Annotated in this window: 28 protein-coding genes; 19 read left to right on the top strand and 9 right to left on the bottom strand. The window is 27.6% G+C overall.

Features of this window, described 5'->3' with window-relative positions:
• The first annotated feature begins 1 nt into the window (after position 1).
• The 12 genes from M2325_RS06385 (at position 2) to M2325_RS06330 (ending at position 6,745) form a co-directional block, all read left to right on the top strand.
• Positions 2-232, top strand: coding sequence for a hypothetical protein (locus tag M2325_RS06385; protein ID WP_259052214.1), 231 nt, complete (start codon positions 2-4; stop codon positions 230-232).
• Entirely contained in the window at positions 219-734 is a 516-nt protein-coding gene (locus M2325_RS06380; RefSeq protein WP_259052211.1) for a hypothetical protein, read from the top strand. Before M2325_RS06385 ends, M2325_RS06380 begins: the two co-directional genes overlap by 14 nt.
• A 10-nt stretch (positions 735-744) precedes the next feature.
• A complete protein-coding gene (locus M2325_RS06375; RefSeq protein ID WP_259052202.1) occupies positions 745-1,236 on the top strand; it encodes a hypothetical protein in 492 nt (163 codons plus the stop codon).
• Positions 1,237-1,300: 64 nt separating this feature from the next.
• Positions 1,301-1,699, top strand: a complete 399-nt coding sequence (locus tag M2325_RS06370; protein ID WP_310572595.1) for a hypothetical protein — start codon at positions 1,301-1,303, stop codon at positions 1,697-1,699.
• Between the two features lie 16 nt (positions 1,700-1,715).
• On the top strand, positions 1,716-2,210 hold the full coding sequence (locus M2325_RS06365) for a hypothetical protein (RefSeq protein WP_259052198.1): 495 nt from the start codon (positions 1,716-1,718) through the stop codon (positions 2,208-2,210).
• A gap of 180 nt (positions 2,211-2,390) precedes the next feature.
• Positions 2,391-3,734 carry an ATP-binding protein gene (locus M2325_RS06360; RefSeq protein WP_259052196.1) on the top strand — a complete coding sequence of 448 codons (1,344 nt, stop codon included), beginning with the start codon at positions 2,391-2,393 and terminating at the stop codon, positions 3,732-3,734.
• Positions 3,735-3,743: 9 nt separating this feature from the next.
• Entirely contained in the window at positions 3,744-4,550 is an 807-nt protein-coding gene (locus M2325_RS06355) for a hypothetical protein (RefSeq protein ID WP_259052186.1), read from the top strand.
• Entirely contained in the window at positions 4,543-4,914 is a 372-nt protein-coding gene (locus tag M2325_RS06350) for a hypothetical protein (protein ID WP_259052184.1), read from the top strand. Before M2325_RS06355 ends, M2325_RS06350 begins: the two co-directional genes overlap by 8 nt.
• Entirely contained in the window at positions 4,914-5,321 is a 408-nt protein-coding gene (locus M2325_RS06345) for a hypothetical protein (RefSeq protein ID WP_259052182.1), read from the top strand. Before M2325_RS06350 ends, M2325_RS06345 begins: the two co-directional genes overlap by 1 nt.
• Before the next feature lie 14 nt (positions 5,322-5,335).
• On the top strand, positions 5,336-5,695 hold the full coding sequence (locus tag M2325_RS06340; RefSeq protein WP_259052179.1) for a hypothetical protein: 360 nt from the start codon (positions 5,336-5,338) through the stop codon (positions 5,693-5,695).
• A gap of 33 nt (positions 5,696-5,728) precedes the next feature.
• Positions 5,729-6,004, top strand: coding sequence for a hypothetical protein (locus M2325_RS06335; RefSeq protein WP_259052177.1), 276 nt, complete (start codon positions 5,729-5,731; stop codon positions 6,002-6,004).
• Between the two features lie 192 nt (positions 6,005-6,196).
• Positions 6,197-6,745 (top strand): recombinase family protein, encoded by a 549-nt coding sequence (locus M2325_RS06330; protein ID WP_259052174.1) that lies wholly within the window; start codon positions 6,197-6,199, stop codon positions 6,743-6,745.
• Between the two features lie 10 nt (positions 6,746-6,755).
• Here the strand turns inward: M2325_RS06330 and M2325_RS06325 are convergent, their stop codons facing one another.
• The 9 genes from M2325_RS06325 to M2325_RS06285 form a co-directional block, all read right to left on the bottom strand.
• Positions 6,756-8,507: a DUF2326 domain-containing protein gene (locus M2325_RS06325; RefSeq protein ID WP_259052163.1), complete on the bottom strand. Its 1,752-nt coding sequence runs from the start codon at positions 8,505-8,507 to the stop codon at positions 6,756-6,758.
• Position 8,508: 1 nt separating this feature from the next.
• Positions 8,509-8,733 (bottom strand): ABC-three component system middle component 6, encoded by a 225-nt coding sequence (locus tag M2325_RS06320; RefSeq protein ID WP_259052155.1) that lies wholly within the window; start codon positions 8,731-8,733, stop codon positions 8,509-8,511.
• A complete protein-coding gene (locus M2325_RS06315) occupies positions 8,730-9,467 on the bottom strand; it encodes an ABC-three component system protein (protein WP_259052153.1) in 738 nt (245 codons plus the stop codon). The genes M2325_RS06320 and M2325_RS06315 overlap by 4 nt, the downstream gene beginning before the upstream one ends.
• A 108-nt stretch (positions 9,468-9,575) precedes the next feature.
• Positions 9,576-10,478, bottom strand: coding sequence for a hypothetical protein (locus M2325_RS06310; RefSeq protein WP_259052150.1), 903 nt, complete (start codon positions 10,476-10,478; stop codon positions 9,576-9,578).
• Between the two features lie 157 nt (positions 10,479-10,635).
• The gene (locus M2325_RS06305; RefSeq protein WP_374759692.1) at positions 10,636-11,700 is read right to left on the bottom strand and encodes a DUF3644 domain-containing protein; all 1,065 of its coding nucleotides are present in this window, start codon (positions 11,698-11,700) and stop codon (positions 10,636-10,638) included.
• 90 nt (positions 11,701-11,790) lie between these two features.
• Entirely contained in the window at positions 11,791-12,165 is a 375-nt protein-coding gene (locus tag M2325_RS06300; protein ID WP_259052144.1) for a hypothetical protein, read from the bottom strand.
• 36 nt (positions 12,166-12,201) lie between these two features.
• Positions 12,202-12,324 carry a hypothetical protein gene (locus M2325_RS06295; RefSeq protein WP_259052134.1) on the bottom strand — a complete coding sequence of 41 codons (123 nt, stop codon included), beginning with the start codon at positions 12,322-12,324 and terminating at the stop codon, positions 12,202-12,204.
• A gap of 140 nt (positions 12,325-12,464) precedes the next feature.
• A complete protein-coding gene (locus M2325_RS06290; protein ID WP_259052131.1) occupies positions 12,465-13,799 on the bottom strand; it encodes a restriction endonuclease in 1,335 nt (444 codons plus the stop codon).
• Between the two features lie 182 nt (positions 13,800-13,981).
• Positions 13,982-14,362, bottom strand: coding sequence for a winged helix-turn-helix domain-containing protein (locus tag M2325_RS06285; RefSeq protein ID WP_209591699.1), 381 nt, complete (start codon positions 14,360-14,362; stop codon positions 13,982-13,984).
• A 197-nt stretch (positions 14,363-14,559) separates the two neighbouring features.
• Between M2325_RS06285 and M2325_RS06280 the strand changes: the two genes are divergently transcribed.
• From M2325_RS06280 to M2325_RS06250, 7 genes are read left to right on the top strand one after another with little or no spacing between them, the layout of a single operon-like run.
• Positions 14,560-14,745 carry a DUF2080 family transposase-associated protein gene (locus M2325_RS06280; protein WP_013180924.1) on the top strand — a complete coding sequence of 62 codons (186 nt, stop codon included), beginning with the start codon at positions 14,560-14,562 and terminating at the stop codon, positions 14,743-14,745.
• Positions 14,745-14,906 carry a DUF2080 family transposase-associated protein gene (locus M2325_RS06275; protein ID WP_209591700.1) on the top strand — a complete coding sequence of 54 codons (162 nt, stop codon included), beginning with the start codon at positions 14,745-14,747 and terminating at the stop codon, positions 14,904-14,906. The genes M2325_RS06280 and M2325_RS06275 overlap by 1 nt, the downstream gene beginning before the upstream one ends.
• 13 nt (positions 14,907-14,919) lie before the next feature.
• Positions 14,920-15,090, top strand: coding sequence for a DUF2080 family transposase-associated protein (locus tag M2325_RS06270; protein ID WP_259052125.1), 171 nt, complete (start codon positions 14,920-14,922; stop codon positions 15,088-15,090).
• Position 15,091: 1 nt separating this feature from the next.
• A complete protein-coding gene (locus M2325_RS06265; protein WP_013180927.1) occupies positions 15,092-15,349 on the top strand; it encodes a hypothetical protein in 258 nt (85 codons plus the stop codon).
• A gap of 39 nt (positions 15,350-15,388) precedes the next feature.
• Complete coding sequence (locus tag M2325_RS06260) at positions 15,389-15,910, top strand: hypothetical protein (RefSeq protein ID WP_259052122.1); 522 nt, start codon at positions 15,389-15,391, stop codon at positions 15,908-15,910.
• Between the two features lie 9 nt (positions 15,911-15,919).
• Positions 15,920-16,165, top strand: coding sequence for a DUF2540 domain-containing protein (locus tag M2325_RS06255; protein ID WP_013180928.1), 246 nt, complete (start codon positions 15,920-15,922; stop codon positions 16,163-16,165).
• A complete protein-coding gene (locus M2325_RS06250; protein ID WP_013180929.1) occupies positions 16,155-17,117 on the top strand; it encodes a tyrosine-type recombinase/integrase in 963 nt (320 codons plus the stop codon). Before M2325_RS06255 ends, M2325_RS06250 begins: the two co-directional genes overlap by 11 nt.
• The last annotated feature ends 22 nt before the right edge of the window (positions 17,118-17,139 follow it).

The following is a 17,139-nucleotide window of genomic DNA, read 5'->3' as shown; positions in this document are numbered from 1 at the left end:
ATTGGATTTAAAAGCTGAAGAAAAAACCTGTAAAAATGTTTATTCTATATTAAAAAAAGCTATCAATGATATAGAAGAGTGTGATATTAAAGTTTTAGGTTATGCAATAGCTTGGGACAACGGTAAAACAGATATTACAATTCATGAAGGGGTTTATGAAGGTGTACAACTTACTGATGACCCTGAAGAATTGAATATTAATTATTCAGAGGTGGAAAATGAAGCTCGATAAAAATATTACAATTGGATTAGTTATTGCATTAGTCCTAACTTGTGTAGGAGTATATTGCATAAATGGAAATGGTGGCGATGGTGGCGGATTTTTATTCGATTTTTTAAAAAATAAAAATACAACAAATAATTCAACAAATAATGACACTAATAATAATAATACATTAATAAATGATACTTTAATTAATTCAACAATTAATCAAACTACAAATAATACAATCAATTTTATTACATCTGCAGTATTTGATAATTCAACTAATAATTCAGTAATATCAATTGAAGCATCTTCTGAAAATATAATTGCATCACAATTAACAATATTTACAAGTTATACAAATGATTCATTTATTGAAGCTTACAGTTCTTCAGATGTATCATTGCCAAAAGTTGTAACATTGGCTGTAAATGCAAATAATTCAAATTTATATTATTATATAAATGTTGAATACAACAATAATACTTACAGAATTCCAAACGGGACTGAAGTTCTCGAATTAGTATAGGGTGATAAATGTGTCATCTACGGAATATATCACCAGTACGTGGATACCTAAGGCGGCAGCTGCTGCTTTAGGTGTTGGTGCTTTATTATACTGGTTAAATACGCAATCTGTAAATATAAATGAAGTAACAACTGCATTTGCATCATTACCATTTGCAGTAATAGTTTTCATAGAGCTCTTGGATAAATATGCAGACGTGTCAAAAATGTATTCTAAGATAATTCCTGCAGGTACTACAAATTATCTTATAAAAACAGTAATTACTGCAATAATAGCATTTATAGCAGTGCTTTATGCGACGATGGGGACTATTACTTTATCATCAGGTTCTATAACAGTTCCTGCAGTTATTTCAGCGGCAGTATGTTCATTGTATATCCTTGCTCCTGAAACAGGTGATGATGAGCTTTTACTTTATTTATGGCTTGGTGCAACAGTGGCTACGTTTGGAGCCAATATAACTTTATTGCCACCAATTCCAGGAATCCCTGGGTTGGGATAATATGAAAATATTAAAAACTCTTTTTTTTATTTTTTTAATTATTTTTATTAGTACATTTACTATTTTGAACATTCAGCAGTCTGAAGAAGATATTATAAATGAAAGAATGGAAGAATATGGCTATCCTTCATCAGGGTACATTATTACAAATAAAACCGTTCGTTATAGTGACGCTTCTTTTGTAATATTATCTAACTCACCTAAAAAGTATTCAATCGGTGGGGTTCAAGCATTAAATAAAGCACGGGCTTATTTAAATTCAGAATATAATCAAGAATTAGCAGAACATAACTATATGATTGATGTAGAACCCGAGTCAATTGAAGAATATCGAGAGAATGATAATTATTATTGGATGTTTAAAATGAGATTTGGAAAGGTAGGAACCGAGGGCGATTTTATGGGTTATGTAATGGTTGATAGAAGAACGGGTCATTGTAAAATGGAAGGCTTATTCGGTTAATGGTGGGCGTGAGCTTATGAATAAAAATATAATAATATTATTAATATCGATTATATTAATTCAAATAATTCCAATTAATGCACAAACAACTAATACTAATCAAACTATGACTTTAAACGCATACGGTGCATTAGTGGAGCAACAGCAGGATAATATAACAAGTTTAGAAGAAGAATTAACTAAAAAAGATAAATTACTCGCTGAATATATATCCTATAAAAAGAAAAATATTGAATTAAATAAAAATATAACAGAATTAAATAAGAAAATAATACACATAAAGACTGAAAAAGAATTCGTTGAATCTAAAAATAAAGATTATAAAGATATAATAACTGATTTAATTAACAAACAATCAAATGAAACAGCTAATAACTATGTAAATTCATACAACGATATGAAGAAAGATTTATTTAATTTTAAAATAGCTGGAATTTTTGGGGTAATAGTATGTTTAGTAATAGGTTTAATGATGATGAGAGCAAAGAAGAAGTACGAAATTCCATTGTAATTAATTTACAAGTACTAACTAAAATTTAGTTTTTTATACTGTAACTACTACCACTACTACCACTACTAACGACCTATATACCCTTCTTTTATTATGTTACTACTACCCAAACCCGGTGATTTGAGGGTATGGCTAAAAATATCTACCCTTTATAATTATTAATTTGAATATAGTGATATTATGGATATAAACATGTTTATGGGATTAGGAAGAGCCGACACATCAAAGAAAAGAGACAAGACAAAAAGACATGTGAAGATGAGTGTAGGCGAAGCAAACCATATGATATTCTTAGGAAAATCAGGATATGGGAAAACTACACTAATGAGGGGCTTAGTTGAAGAAATAAATATCGCTCACAATATGGCAAAGATTCCTGCAATGATTATTGTATTGGAAAAGAAAACAGACCATACTAAAGCAGAAAAGATACATGAAATATATAATACGGAGACTGAAAAATCTTCAGACAATAAGATATATAAAAAATATGGGGAATGGGTTTGGAATTATATTGAAAATTATATTCAAATGCAAAATCAATATAAGGAACATTTGGGGATGATGGGAGATTTTGCTTTTGGTGTACCTAATATAATTGGAAAATTCTATAAATATGATGATAAAAATACATTTTTAGGACGTCAAGGCTTGCAACCTTATGTATTTCCAACAAGACGTTTTGTATTCAGACCAAGACGAAGGAAAGAATATATTTCAATGGATAATGGTTGGCATATGTGTAAGGTCTTTGATGGAAAAATACCCTATGATAAAATTCCATTCTCATTATTATCTGCATTAAGTAATTTGGGAGACCAGGCAATTTATGCTCAAAGATTAAAAAATATTTGGGAAGTTCAAGGAATAAAAGACCCTAGTATAGTTAAAGGAATTGCATTGGAGTATGAAAATAATAAGTCTAATCCTTCAGCAACTTATTTAAGAATTGCAGAAACAATGTATCAAATAAAAAATGATAAATTATTTTCTAAAAAAGATACTTTATTTACTAACCTATCAACCGATGCAATAAACGTTATTGATTTTTCAAGTAATTCTGATTTAACCCATGAAGAAGAGTGTCTTATTTTTAAGTTTTTAGTAATGTATGCTATTAATCACGCATCACAGACACGAACACCTATATATTTTGTAGTTGACGAAGTTCAGAATATGTTAACCGATAAAAATGGACAATGGGCGGTTGATAAAATTTTAAGAGAAGGGCGTTCTATGGGTATCAATTTAATTACTGCAACTCAATATATGTATGGCTTGCCTCAATCACTATTGATGGGAGCTTCACACGTTGGAATTATAGGACGATTAGCATCACATACAGACTGGAAAGTTTTAAATAAATTGATTGATGATTTTGAGGATTCGGTAGAACCACCAGACCCAGTTTCTACATATACTCAATATGAAGATTTTAAAAAGAAAATGAAATTTAAAGGGTGGTTTTCTTGGGATAAATCATATACTGATAGGATAGAATTCCGACAACCTCAATCTTTATAGGGTGATACTTTGGGGTTATTTAGTAAGTTTAAAAATAATGATTCGAAAAAAGAACAAGAATCTAATCAACAATCTAATAATAATTATAATAATAACAATAATAACAATAATAACAATAATAATCAATACCTAAAGAACCAAGAGTCTGAAGAAGAAACTTTGTCCAATCCACTAGATAAATATCGAAGAAATAAAGAACAGAAAAATAAAGAGAATTTAATTATTAACTCTTTAAAACCATATTCTTGTACTCAAAAACTTATTTTATGGAACGATGGGGAAAAAGAAACTATTTATGGATATCCTGAAGCTTTAATTCCTTCTGAAACTGGTTATATAATACTATATCGTAAACGAGCGATTGACTTTTTTGAAGAATTAATTATTAAATTAAGAAATATATTTTTAGGTTCCAAGGAACAATATAGAATTTTAAAAGTCCCTGAATACTGTATTCAAAAAGGAAATGAAGTATTAACAGTATATGCACATATTTTTAGAGTTATTAATCCATTAACTGAAGAAGTTATTCCGATAGAATGTAATGACCCACGACAACGAATATTTTGGGATATTGAAAGACAAAAAGCTGAAGCTTATAAGAATGCAATGACTAAAATTTTAGAGGATGAATTGCCGGTAATTTTAGAAAGAGCAATTGCATTAAATCCTACAATGAAAGCATACCAAGGTAGGGAAGGAATGAAAGGTAGAAAAGAGTCAAGAGCAAAAGAATTTTCAGGAATGGAAATGGGTTTTTCAGTATTTGATGAATTAGAGAATCAATTGAAAAAGGGGGCAGGTATTGATGAATAAAGTGAACATTCCACCAATGGAAGAAGTTATTAAAAAAAATAAAGAACCTGAAGCAATTGAACATAAAAATGAAACAGTTGAAGAAGAACCTGCAGAACCTGAATTTAATATTCCTAATTTTAAAATACCGCCAATTAGTCCTAAAAAAGAAGTAATTGAAGATGACGATGAAGAAGAGAAAAAGAAACGAGGAAGACCTAAAACAGTTCAAGCTAAGACTGTATGTGCTAAAAGTATGCTTGTAATCTTTCAAAAATTAAGAAAGATTCAATCAAAAACTTTACAAGATGAAATAAAGGAACTTGCAGATGATGCATTAATTGAATTAAATCATTTAAATCAAACTATCGATAAGGTGTTATAATGAACTTTTTAAACAGTATTAAAAGAAGCAATAATAGTATTGAGATACCAAACGAAGTAAAAGACACAGAAACAAAGTATTCAGAATTACACAACGAAATAAAAGAACTTGCAAAAGATGAATTAAAATTATTTGAAAAAGATGCTTATTATTTAACATTAAATAAAATTGCTAATCAAAACGGCGTTAACGAAAGTGAAATATGGATTGATTATTATACTGGAAGGTTATCAACACATACTATCTGTATTACAAGATTATTGAGAATATTAGGACAAGATGGAGCAGTATTGGAAAATATACTAATCAATGAAAAGAATAGGGCTATTGAAGATATTAAAAGATGCGAAAACATTATGGATTTATTAAATACTGATAATATCAAGATAAAAAATACTGAAGAATAAATAAAGGTGGTAGAATGGGATATAAAACTATATTAAACTACTATGAACGTTATTTAAATTTCATAGCAGTATTGATTATAATGATAGGAATATTTTATTATTTTAAATTAAATTATTTATTGGATGCAACTTTTTTAATCAGTTTAATATCATTGCTTTTAGCAAAACCATTAATTAATCATTATTATTCAAAATATCGAAGAAGTAATAAATTATTTAATTGGAAGTTAAAAGTAACCTATAGTAACGGAACATCAAAAGTTTACACTCAAAAACATATTTATTCAATAAATTCATCCAGTGCAATTTTAGATGAGATTAATGAAAAATACAAAAATAATTTAACGATTGTATCAGTTAAAGAAATAAAATAAATTTAATTTATTAAATTTAAAAGAGGTTAAAAAATGAATTTAGAAATATTATATAATATGCAACAATCAAAAATAAGTACGTCAAATAATAGTAGTAAAGTAACATTAGCCAGTTCAGAAGTTAGACATTTATACAAAAAAAATAAGGAAGAAAGAGGTGAAGATGCTAACGTACCTTATCACAAGTATGTGCAACATACATATGCGTTTTTAGATGGTATACCTGTGATTATATTAAATGCCCATGACAAAAATGGAAAGATTTTAAGAAAAGATAATATTGGTAATGTGATTAATAAATTATATTAATTAATATTTTTTTACATTTTATTTTTTAATAAATTTTAGAATTTACAAAGTGCCAATAACGGTCGTTTATGGTACTATTTATTTTTATTATTATTTTATTATTTTTTGTTAAAATATTGGTTTCAAAACTCGTACCAAAATCAAAGTTTTAAAACTAAAATATTTTATGAGTTTTGGGAATTACGTGATATTATGAAAATTGGATATGCAAGAGTGTCAACAAGAGACCAGAACCTGGAACGACAAGTCGAAGATTTAAAAAAAGCAGGTTGTGAAAAGATATTTTTAGAAAAGATTTCCGGAACTAAAAGAAATAGGCCTGAATTCGATAAAATGTTTGAATTACTTAGGGCAGATGATGTTTTAATCGTTACAGAACTTACACGTATTTCAAGAAGTACGAAAGATTTAGTTGAGATTGTTGAAAACTGCAAATCTTTAAACGTTGAGATTAAGAGTTTAAAAGAATCTTGGCTTGATACCAGTTCTGCACACGGTAAATTATTATTTACTATTTTTGCAGGGTTAGCTCAGTTTGAAAGGGATTTGACATCAGAACGGACTAAAAATGGTTTAGACGTTGCAAGAACTCGGGGACGTGTCGGTGGTCGCCCTAAAGTTGATAAATCAAAATTAGAAATGGCCATTAAGCTTTATAATTCAGGTAATTGTACTTTAAAAGAAATAAAAGAGATTACTGGGATAAGTAAGAGTACTTTGTATAGGTATTCTAGAAAATAAGTTAATTTACTTAAAATCTAATACCCAATAAACCACCATCTGAACTACTATCTGTAAATTTTGCAACGGTGCTCTCTTCAAATTTATTTTTAAACTCTCTGCTAAATTCATTATATGGAACATTATCTGAGTTCATAGTACAAATGTATTGGAATCCCAATTTTTTTGATTTTTCCATGGCAAGTTCTAATGCTTTATATACTTGTCTTTCATCAACACCATCAAATATTGTACTGTCATGTATTAAAAATTTAGGTGAGTATTTTTTCTGTGCCCAAAGTTCTATCAATGTCATATCGTAACAAAAAACTTTCATATAACTTATACCTTGACTTTGGGTTCTTTTAATACTAACATCAAATTTATACCCTGATTTTTTAACATCTATTAATAGATTACCCGATTCTGAGTATAAATGATTCGAATTTTCATTAAAAATTTTAATTGCTTTATCTATATAATGTTTCCTTTCGTCATAATCGGTCATTAGTTTTAAATGTAATTTTTCATTTTCAATTTTTATAGTACTACTACCTTTTTCAAATTTATCTAAATTACTTAGTATGTTAACAATATAATTTCTTTGTTTAATATGTTCAGATAATAAGTTAGATAACTTTGTATGTTCATCTAATGCATGATTACTCTTTAATATATCCAAATAAACTGCTCTTTTATTTGTTAACTCCGCTATTTTTTCGCTTTGGGTTGTAACCTCTAACTGTAAATTTTGAATTTCGTCACTTAGATATTTTTTTCTATTAGATATAATAGTTTTATGAAATTCCATATATTGCTCAACACGTTTTGTTACTCTTTCGGGAAACAGTACCCCGGCTTCTTCATATACTGATAGCACATTTTCTAATGACGTATCTACTTTTTCTTCTTCTGTTGATTTCTGATAACTCATAATTAACTTATTATTTAATGACTGGTTATTTACAAGTTCATGTATTTGTTCAGTTAATTTATTTGCATTTTTTTCAATTTCATAATATTGAGGGTGTACTTTGAAAGAAGACAATTCCTCTTCTAATTTTTCAATTTCCTCATTTAGTCTTACTCTTGAATTTTCTAGTTCTGCTTTGGAATCAAAATATTCTGTTAAAATTCCAGATTTTGATGCTTTTTTTAATTCGTTAAGGGTATTTTTTTTATCTTTAAGAAGTTGAAGATCACAAACATAATTATAATTCAAACCAAGTAAATATGCGTTATTTGTTTGTATATCCCACTCTTTCTGATTGGGGTGATGTTTAAATGGGTTCAAATATGCGCCTGAACTTCTTCTTGAGAAGTAGGATATCAAACTACGAAATGTTGGATAATACTTTTTTTTCGAATTTTTAGTTAATCCAAAAGCTAAATTTCCTAAGACCTCTATCCATTCTTTATTTTTCAAAACATATTTTCCTTCTTTATTTCGTGAAGGTTTTATTGGCCATGTAGAAAAATTACTATTCACTATAACTTTGGAACTATCACCAGTATTTCGGGATACTGAAATATTGTTACCACTAAGCTCAAAGTCTAAAGTGAATATCCAATTTTTCAAATGTTCATCTTTTAATACGGTTTTTGTTGTTGGCGTATTGCCTAAGCAAAAATGTATTATTTCAATCAATGTTGATTTTCCTACTCCATTTCTAGAATCTTTTTCTTTAGATGATTTCGTAGTGTCTGCTAAAATTACATTGAATCCTTCTTTAAAATTTATGGTTTTAAATGATGGTTGATTACAACGTAAGCTTTTAATCATACTAAATCACCTTTTTAATTATTCCATCTTTGTATTCTATTGCATTAATCATATAAAGAAAATCTAACGTTAATATAAATTTATCAAAAGGTTTAAGTTCTTCGTATTTTTTAGTATTATCCCTTAATGAAGAAATAGTTTGGGGGTTATTTAATTCAATTAATATTTTACTACCTAAACCTAATATTGAATATTTAAGTAGTAATGACTTATTAGGCAGTATCATTTTTCAAACACCTCACAAAGTTCGAAAAAATAAGTTACTAAGCTAATGCCAGCACTATAATAACTAAGGTCATATATATTACCCGCTGATGCAAAAGTTATTAGTTCTATAAATATCTCATCTTCAGAAATATCTTTATTTTTTAACTCTAAATACTTTTCTACAAATATATTTCGTAATACATCTGAAAAATTAGGGTCTGGATTTTTATTTAAATATTCTTTAATATCGGGAGTTCTACACATTCCCATTTTTATAAAATTTGCAATTTTTGAAGATAAGTTATTTTTCGCAATCTTTTCCCCTGGTGTGATGGTACGTATTTCTTCATTGTATGTTTTAACACTAGAATTGTTTATAAGAAATGATAGTATAACATCTAAGTGGGCAAATGAAAAATTTTTAATAATTAATCTATCAGATACCCATTTTTCGTGATCTAATTTGATTTTTTTTAGATCATAGGTAGTATATTTAGCTTCATTATGATCTATCTTTGCATGGCAAGTTGGGCACAAGATCATTAAGTTATCATAAGAATTTCTTTCAGGATCTGTCATATTGGTATTATATCTTGCAGAGTTTGGGTTTAATCCTTCTATATGAGCCATTTCTCCTAAAACTGTGGCATTTCCATCTTCTTTATCCGTAATATCTGTCTTACAAATAGCACACTTATTACCGCTATTTGCAAACAATAATTTCATAGTTTTACTAGATATATTTCGTGACATAAGTATTACCTAAGGATTTTGTATTAAAATATATGGTTATAATAGCTTATTAATATTTTTAAAAAAATTAAAATATAAAATATAATACTTAAAAAGAAAATATTAGGTTTAGTTATTTTCAATATCTTCAACCAGATCTTCCATACATTCTTTTGCCAAATCAACTAATGATTCTGATGTAGGATTCCCAATTTCATCTCTACCTACTTCTTCTGTTATATTATAATATGCATTAATATCTTCACATTTATTTCCTTTAAAACTTATTTTTTTAGTTGTCTCTTTGCATATTCTTTGAACTAACGATACAGTATCTGCACTAGGTAACAAATTTAATTCTTCAGGTATTTCATCTAGTAAATTTTTAACATTTATATTATTATTTCTTAAATCTTCCAAAGCCTTTTCTTGTATCTTTTTTAATATTAATGTTTTATCTTCGATACCTTCTATTTTGACAGTAATTCTTCCTATGTTATATTTTGTAATTGGATCTTTGTCTTTAGGATAATATTTTTTAGATACTTCTAGGGAATCCATTGGGTAGTCTTCTAACGATTGTATACATAAATTTTTAGTAGCATATTGTGATATTATAATATTATTGGGTAATTTAACTACTTCTTTAAGATATTTTTTTAAATTGTCCCTAAATACTGTCAAAAAAGAAGAATTACCTCTTTTTTCTAATAAAATTAATGCATAATCTTTATTTTTTGGCACATATAATACATAATTTAATTTTTCAGATATTAATTTGTCGTTTGTATCTTCGTAGGCACTAGTTTTTTTATCGACAGATCCCATACCACTATTTGTGGTCCCCCCTAATCCAATACCTGTTATATACCTATTATCTTCAACAATGGATTTTACATAAAATGTTGATTCATCTTTTTTAAGTTTAGGATCTAATTTTTTATGCGTGTCTAAAAATTCGCTTAATATATTGTAAAAATCCATATATTTTCCATTTACTTCTATACTTGATAGGTTTTTTTGACCTGTCATCGTTAATTTACAACCAATTAATGATACTGACTTGATACTATCACCAAAAACTGTTCTATTAATAAATAATAAAAGTGTATATATATAACTATAAATATATTTCCTAATTAATGTTAATAAAAAAGATTATATAGTATGTAAAGGTCAAAAGTAGTCTTTATTCAAATTCTGAAATATCTAAAGTTTCTCCTGCATCCGCTTTGGCCCACAATTCTTCACGACTTAATTTTTTTTCTAAAATTAAGCTTTTAATAAAATCTAACCAAGATTTTCTATAGATATAATCCTTATGTATTATATCATAATGACAATATTTCGTATTTGTTATAGTACCTTCTAACTCTTCTTGTTCTTTATCTTTAGGTCTGATTTTAAATATTCTATATAAATGGACAAAATCTTTTATATAGAAATCTTTAGTAACCTCTCTTTTAATTTGGTTGACAATCATCATGGGCTTTAAAGAACCTACGTTGATAGCTTCTGTTTTTACTACTTTTTCTTTAATTATTGCATTGATTTTAATATATTTTTGTTTATCTTCTTCTGATAATGAATTCCAATTTACAAATTGAATTGCAGCATCTGCTCGATTAGAACTAGTAATTCTTGGAATTTGTATTAATTTTATGCTAAAATTTTGTGAGTCAAATATATCTTGGGGTAGTTTATTTCTATACTTCGTAATATAATCCAAAAGTTCTTGTGAATTGGATGATATCATTTTTTTATACGCCTGATCTAAATTATTATTTTGGGATTTTGAAAATTGCAGTGAAAATGCTAGACTTTCATTTAGTGCGTATTCTTCGCCAAACAATTCAACAAGAAGTTCTTCATAATTGTACAATAGTGCTTGACACTCTCCAAATAATTGAAAACTTATCTCATCTTTATCAATATGTCTATGTTCAATTTTATTTCTTAGCCCTATAAATAATTTAATATTTTCTTCAACCCCTTCTTTTAAACTATTATTTTTTTTAAATTTTTTAACACATGTTCCGAGTTCCCATGCTTTTTTTTCTTTATCATAAAGCTTATATCGTCCATTTTTTTCTTTATAATAATATTTTTCACCAATGGTTTTATTAAAATATGCATGAAATAACCGCATCCATGCTATAATCATCAATGAGATATAATTTTCTACTTTAAACGGTGCCCTAGGACGATTATAAATCTCTACTGCCAGTAATGCAGATTCAATAGAACTTTCCAATATATTTTTAGCTTTACCCTTTTTAAGTTTCAAAAAATCACCTTTAATAGTTAATAAATAATTTATAAAAATAATAAAAACAATAAAATTTTAAACTAATTTTTTAAGTTCTTCATATAATTCTTTCATATCTTTGTATTTCCCCTGTAACATAAGCTTATAGCCACTAGCATATATATTAACTCTAATTGTAATAAGCCCTACCATAATACTCATAAATGCTAAGCCCAATCCTATTAATGCAGGCACAGCACTATCAAATACAAAATTTAAAAAAATTCCTATCAATATAGCAAGAATACCTAAAAAAACAGTGGCAAATAAAGTACTACTATCAAATTCAACTGCAGTAATTTTATTAAGTGCGACATATGCTTTCTTACCCGAATTAACAGATAATACATTTTCTTCAATCTTAATTTTATGTTTTGATAATATTCGTGTGCTTGGTGTATCTTTTAACATTTAACCCCTCATTAAATAATAGTTAATAAAAAATAATTATTTTTTCTTTGATTTTCCGAATGCTTTTTCTGCATTTTCTTTTACAAATTTAGATGGTTTTTTTCTCCCATCTCCTGTTAAAGTCTTTCTAATTTTGCCTTTTGTAGTTTTTGGTGGCATATTATCCCTCATTATAATTATAAATAATAAAAAATTGTTGTAACATATATTAATTATTTATTAATTAATCACAATAAAAAGAGTTATATATAATAAATTAGAATTCAAAAAATATAAAATTTAAATAAAATAAATAATGATTAAAGTATATAACTAGCTATAACTACTCCTAATATTACTAATAACATTGAAACATATTTATCACATATTATTTTATGGATTATATTCATATTTACCCACTGTTCCATAAACATATAATGAGATTGTGGTGAGGAAAAATATATATTTTGTAGGAGTAATTTTTGAGCGATACGATGTTCTTGACATACTGGGGACTTATCGAGGTAATCAAATACGGTATGCTTTTTACAAAGTATCTTTCCACAAACTGGGCAAATATATCGATTTTCGGCTTTTTCTCCGCAGACTTTACAGCAAGTTAATTCATTATTTAATTCCAATACTGAAGTTTTATTTGTAATAATTTTTTGAGAATATTGGTTTTGATTAATGTTTATAACATTATGATAGGTAGGGGAGTATATTGCAGACGTTTTTTTAAAAAATATATCCTTTCTCAATGGGGAACACACTTTATTATATGTTACGTTATTGTTTCCAGTGTATGTTACGTTTTTAGTGTATTTATCGATTATAATGTCTTTTACAATATCTTCTATTTCTTTTTGAGAGAATTCAAAAGGTTTTAAATCTTTTAAATCATTTTTGGGGATTTTTATAACTTTTGCATTTTCATCATAGATTGCTTCGACATCTTCACAAACTGCTCCAGAAATTCCATCTAATACCATGTTCTTGTTTTTTTCACGTACTTGATAAATACAACCAACTCTTGTCGAAGTACTTGAATCTACACCGTAGGGAACAAAAAAGTAAGGGTGGTACGTTCTAAGACATTTAATATCATATTGAACTTTTTCAATTCCAGTAATATTTTTTAAGTTATTAAGTGCATAATTAAACTGTTCTTCTTCAGAAATATTTTCAAAGGTTAAATCACTATTGATTTGTATTTTACCATTCTTTACAACGATGTTTGAAGCTTTGCATCTTTTAATTAGTTCTTTTCCGTCAATTAATTCTAATTCCATAGTTTCGGAATACATATTATTTATTTCTTCAGTATATTCAATAGCACCTTTTGTAAATGTTCCTGAAGTTACTATCATACCTTTAATATACTGGCTGTCACCGAGTTCATGTAATAGTGCACCTTGTAATTTTTGAACTACGGGTCTTCCAACACTTTTTTGATGCTTGCATTCTACAACAACAGGGTATTTAAATCTTTTACCCTTTTTTGACTTTGCTATGATGTCTTTACCTTTGTCGTTGCTTCTTTGGGTTACAACTACATCTTCATAGTTATTATGTCTCAATATTTGTGCAACAAATTCTTCGAATTCATAACCATCTAAACTATCTAAATTATAGTATCCTTTTTTATTACTCATATAATTCCCCTGGCGTATAGTTAATAGGCATATAGTACTTTTATCTTTAAATAATTAATATAATGGACTTGTATATAATAAATTAGTAACCATAAAATATAAATATTTGTATAATTATTTTAAAATTTAAAAGAAGAAGTTAAAAATAAAAATTAATGTTAACTTTTACAAAATAGCAGGTATTATTTTTTTATAGTAATATTGGAATCTTTAGTATCTCCAATTACTATTCCAGAATTATTTATAACTTTATTTTTAGAATTATCAATTATATTTTTATTTTCACAATTTGTATTATCTAAATTTTCAATTTCAATGTATAATTTTATTAATTTCAAACCTTTTTCAGTGAGTGAATAATAAGTTCGGGGTAACTTATACTCTGTTTTTTCTTCCCTTTTTTTAAGTAAACCTAATTTGTACATTTCATTTAAAATTTTGCTTAAATTACCCGTATCTATCCCTAATATAGATGTAAGTTGTCCAAAATACAATTCGTTAGATTCATAAAGTAATTTTAGAATTCTATCCACATGCTTTTTTTTAATTAAATTAATTATCATGATTTTTCACTTCGTATATTATATTGCTTATAATAAAATTAAGTTACCCTGTATAATAAATGTTAGTTATAAAATAATACTTTATATGTATGTTATATCGGTACTTGTAAAATAATACATAAGTTATATATACTTGTAAAATTATACTACTAAATAATAGTATTTACAAGACACTATGGAAATTTTAGAGGTGACTTATGGCAAACACAGCTAAACTCGATACTGATGTATATTGGGGTATAATCTCCCCTCACGGTAATTCAGCGAGATTTTCTTTACCTAAGGTCGAATTGGGTAAGGAAGCTATCTTAATAATCTTGCCAGATAATGAATCCATTAAAGAAAAAATAATCGGTTCATTGGTAAGTATTGAGGGTCAATAATGATTATCTTAGATGAAAAATTAGTAAAACCTTACGGAACAGGTGCTAAAATAAATCTGTCTCGTAAGTACTTAGGAAAACGTGCAATAACAATAATTATCGAAGATGAAGAAGATTCAGAGAATTTAAATGAATTATTTTCTAAAAATAATATTTTTTAAAAGATGATAAGCAATGATAATCACAAAAGAACGGTTAATAAAACCAAGAGGCAACGGGGCTGAAATTGGCGTATCCCGTAAACACTTAGGTAAATTAGGTATTGCTATAGTTTTAGAAGATGAAAACGAGCTTAAACGATTAAAAAATGACCTAATAAATTTAGGTTATAGTATTGGGGTATAATATGACGGTTAAAAAGAATGCTGAAAAAATTAATACTGTAAAAAAACTTGTTTCTGAAGGTTATGGTATCCAAGAAGCTTTGATTATCCTAAATGATGGAAAGAATGCAGACCCTTATTTTTCAAAATATGGCGTTGCAGTGGCAATTGTAGGTTCTAAACCCATAAATTTTTACATGGAATCAAAAACGGAATTATTAAACGTATGTAAAAAATTGTCTAGAATATCTAGGGTACCTTTCATTATTTCAGAAGACTAAATGGGGTTAAAATTAATAATGTTTTGATAGGGTGAGATTATGAATCAAATAAAAGAATTTCAAGAAATGGCAAAGGAACAGTTTAAAAATTTAGCAATACCTTTTGTTAAAGATCAAACGACAAACAGCAGATTGGGTATAAATTTTTACGATGATAAATTAGCTTTAGAATTGATTACTGGTTATGGAACTAATAGAATGACTTATTCTTTAGAATCTACCAATGTTTTAGAAACTTTAAAGTTACAAAAGCAGATAATGCAAGAAGCTGGTAAATTAATGAATTATCCAATATGTTGGGACAGTTACATAACATTTAATGAACACACCAAGAAGCAAAATAAAAAAATTTACGATGAAGTTAAGCAAGCGGGTATACTTGAATTAAATAAAGTTTTAATTGAAATAATTGAACAAGACAATAATATGCTCGAAATAAGTATAAAAGAAGAGAATGGAGCGGATAAATTATCGATCTTAAATCCTGAAATAAGAGATTTGATAGTTTTAGTAGATTTATTAGACCACCATGATGTATTTAACCGAATTGAAGGTTTATAGGGTGGTTTGATGAGAAGATACTTCAATTTATACAAAAACATCGGAGCACGTGAGTTAAGATATTACGTCCATAAAATGGAGAATTGTGAAAACATAGCCCCTGAAACAATCGCAGAAATAAAAAATAGAAACTTAAAGACTAAAAAATTATTAACATTATCCGATAAGGAGAATGAAATAGTTTCCAGGTACGGAATAGGGGCAAATTTTCTATTAAATTGCATAATATTCCAAGAGGAAGAATATGAATGCTAATATGAAAGATTTAATTCTCGTAAACACTGGTAGAAGCAAAACAGAGATTACAGACGAAAACAAATGGATAGCACAATTTAGAGAAGAACGAGAATTCGACCGAATAAAAGAAAACACGATTAAAAGCGATATTTCAAGACTCAAAGTCTTCTTAGCATTCTGTAAAAAATTAGACAAAGAACCTGACACATTGAACAGGTCAGAGTTTACCAAATTTTTTAATTATTTGGAAAATGAACGAAAGTTAGGTAATTCAGTAATCCAATACTTTAAGCTTTTAAAAGTATTTTACAGGGTTTTAAGATTACACAACTTCAAAGAATTTGAAACAGAATGTAAAGAGCGAAGACGATTCAGCAAATTTGAAGTAAAGCACTATGATTCAATTGATTCAAAAATATTAAATGAAATTTTAAAAGCAATCTTACAGCACCGCAGTAGGTCAAATTTAAGAGATGCTTTAATGATTAGAATGTTATGGGACACAGGTTGCAGAGTTTCCGAAGTAATCGGAATCACTTACGAAGACTGTGACTTTAAAGAAGCTAAATTTAGAATTAGGAATACAAAATCCAGCAATGAGCGTTTTGTAGTATGTTCAAGTGACACATTGAACGCTTTAAAGGAATACGTTAAATATAACGTCAACACTGGCAACAGCGACCCTATATTCCAAAGTATAAGGGGCGGACCTGTAAGAAGAGGCTGGTTAAGCCAAGTATACAGGAACGCAGTAGTCAAGCTAAAAGAGCAGGGCAAAATCCCCAAGAATAGAAGGGTAGTAGTTCATTCCTTAAGACACGGGAGAGCCGTGGAACTATTAAATAAAGGTGTTCCGATTGAAGTTGTCAAAGAATACTTAGGACATAGTAGTATTGAGACAACACTATTCTATGCACACAGCAAAGAAAGAACAAACATATTATTGAACACCATTAAAAAGAATTTATAAATTTATAAATTTATTAAATTAA

The sequence above is a fragment of the Methanococcus voltae PS genome, assembly GCF_024807035.1.
Taxonomy (GTDB): domain Archaea; phylum AGJL01; class Methanococci; order Methanococcales; family Methanococcaceae; genus Methanococcus; species Methanococcus voltae.
Note: the sequence above shows the minus strand (reverse complement) of the source record. Positions and strands in the feature narration are given on the sequence as shown.

What these genes read in the sequence shown, in the direction of transcription:
- M2325_RS06380 (WP_259052211.1), top strand. Translation starts at nt 219, where the DNA reads ATGAAGCTCGATAAAAATATTACAATTGGATTAGTTATTGCATTAGTC.
- M2325_RS06365 (WP_259052198.1), top strand. Translation starts at nt 1,716, where the DNA reads ATGAATAAAAATATAATAATATTATTAATATCGATTATATTAATTCAA.
- M2325_RS06360 (WP_259052196.1), top strand. Translation starts at nt 2,391, where the DNA reads ATGGATATAAACATGTTTATGGGATTAGGAAGAGCCGACACATCAAAG.
- M2325_RS06350 (WP_259052184.1), top strand. Translation starts at nt 4,543, where the DNA reads ATGAATAAAGTGAACATTCCACCAATGGAAGAAGTTATTAAAAAAAAT.
- M2325_RS06345 (WP_259052182.1), top strand. Translation starts at nt 4,914, where the DNA reads ATGAACTTTTTAAACAGTATTAAAAGAAGCAATAATAGTATTGAGATA.
- M2325_RS06340 (WP_259052179.1), top strand. Translation starts at nt 5,336, where the DNA reads ATGGGATATAAAACTATATTAAACTACTATGAACGTTATTTAAATTTC.
- M2325_RS06335 (WP_259052177.1), top strand. Translation starts at nt 5,729, where the DNA reads ATGAATTTAGAAATATTATATAATATGCAACAATCAAAAATAAGTACG.
- M2325_RS06330 (WP_259052174.1), top strand. Translation starts at nt 6,197, where the DNA reads ATGAAAATTGGATATGCAAGAGTGTCAACAAGAGACCAGAACCTGGAA.
- M2325_RS06325 (WP_259052163.1), bottom strand. Translation starts at nt 8,507, where the DNA reads ATGATTAAAAGCTTACGTTGTAATCAACCATCATTTAAAACCATAAAT.
- M2325_RS06320 (WP_259052155.1), bottom strand. Translation starts at nt 8,733, where the DNA reads ATGATACTGCCTAATAAGTCATTACTACTTAAATATTCAATATTAGGT.
- M2325_RS06315 (WP_259052153.1), bottom strand. Translation starts at nt 9,467, where the DNA reads ATGTCACGAAATATATCTAGTAAAACTATGAAATTATTGTTTGCAAAT.
- M2325_RS06310 (WP_259052150.1), bottom strand. Translation starts at nt 10,478, where the DNA reads ATGACAGGTCAAAAAAACCTATCAAGTATAGAAGTAAATGGAAAATAT.
- M2325_RS06300 (WP_259052144.1), bottom strand. Translation starts at nt 12,165, where the DNA reads ATGTTAAAAGATACACCAAGCACACGAATATTATCAAAACATAAAATT.
- M2325_RS06295 (WP_259052134.1), bottom strand. Translation starts at nt 12,324, where the DNA reads ATGCCACCAAAAACTACAAAAGGCAAAATTAGAAAGACTTTAACAGGA.
- M2325_RS06290 (WP_259052131.1), bottom strand. Translation starts at nt 13,799, where the DNA reads ATGAGTAATAAAAAAGGATACTATAATTTAGATAGTTTAGATGGTTAT.
- M2325_RS06285 (WP_209591699.1), bottom strand. Translation starts at nt 14,362, where the DNA reads ATGATAATTAATTTAATTAAAAAAAAGCATGTGGATAGAATTCTAAAA.
- M2325_RS06280 (WP_013180924.1), top strand. Translation starts at nt 14,560, where the DNA reads ATGGCAAACACAGCTAAACTCGATACTGATGTATATTGGGGTATAATC.
- M2325_RS06275 (WP_209591700.1), top strand. Translation starts at nt 14,745, where the DNA reads ATGATTATCTTAGATGAAAAATTAGTAAAACCTTACGGAACAGGTGCT.
- M2325_RS06270 (WP_259052125.1), top strand. Translation starts at nt 14,920, where the DNA reads ATGATAATCACAAAAGAACGGTTAATAAAACCAAGAGGCAACGGGGCT.
- M2325_RS06265 (WP_013180927.1), top strand. Translation starts at nt 15,092, where the DNA reads ATGACGGTTAAAAAGAATGCTGAAAAAATTAATACTGTAAAAAAACTT.
- M2325_RS06260 (WP_259052122.1), top strand. Translation starts at nt 15,389, where the DNA reads ATGAATCAAATAAAAGAATTTCAAGAAATGGCAAAGGAACAGTTTAAA.
- M2325_RS06255 (WP_013180928.1), top strand. Translation starts at nt 15,920, where the DNA reads ATGAGAAGATACTTCAATTTATACAAAAACATCGGAGCACGTGAGTTA.
- M2325_RS06250 (WP_013180929.1), top strand. Translation starts at nt 16,155, where the DNA reads ATGAATGCTAATATGAAAGATTTAATTCTCGTAAACACTGGTAGAAGC.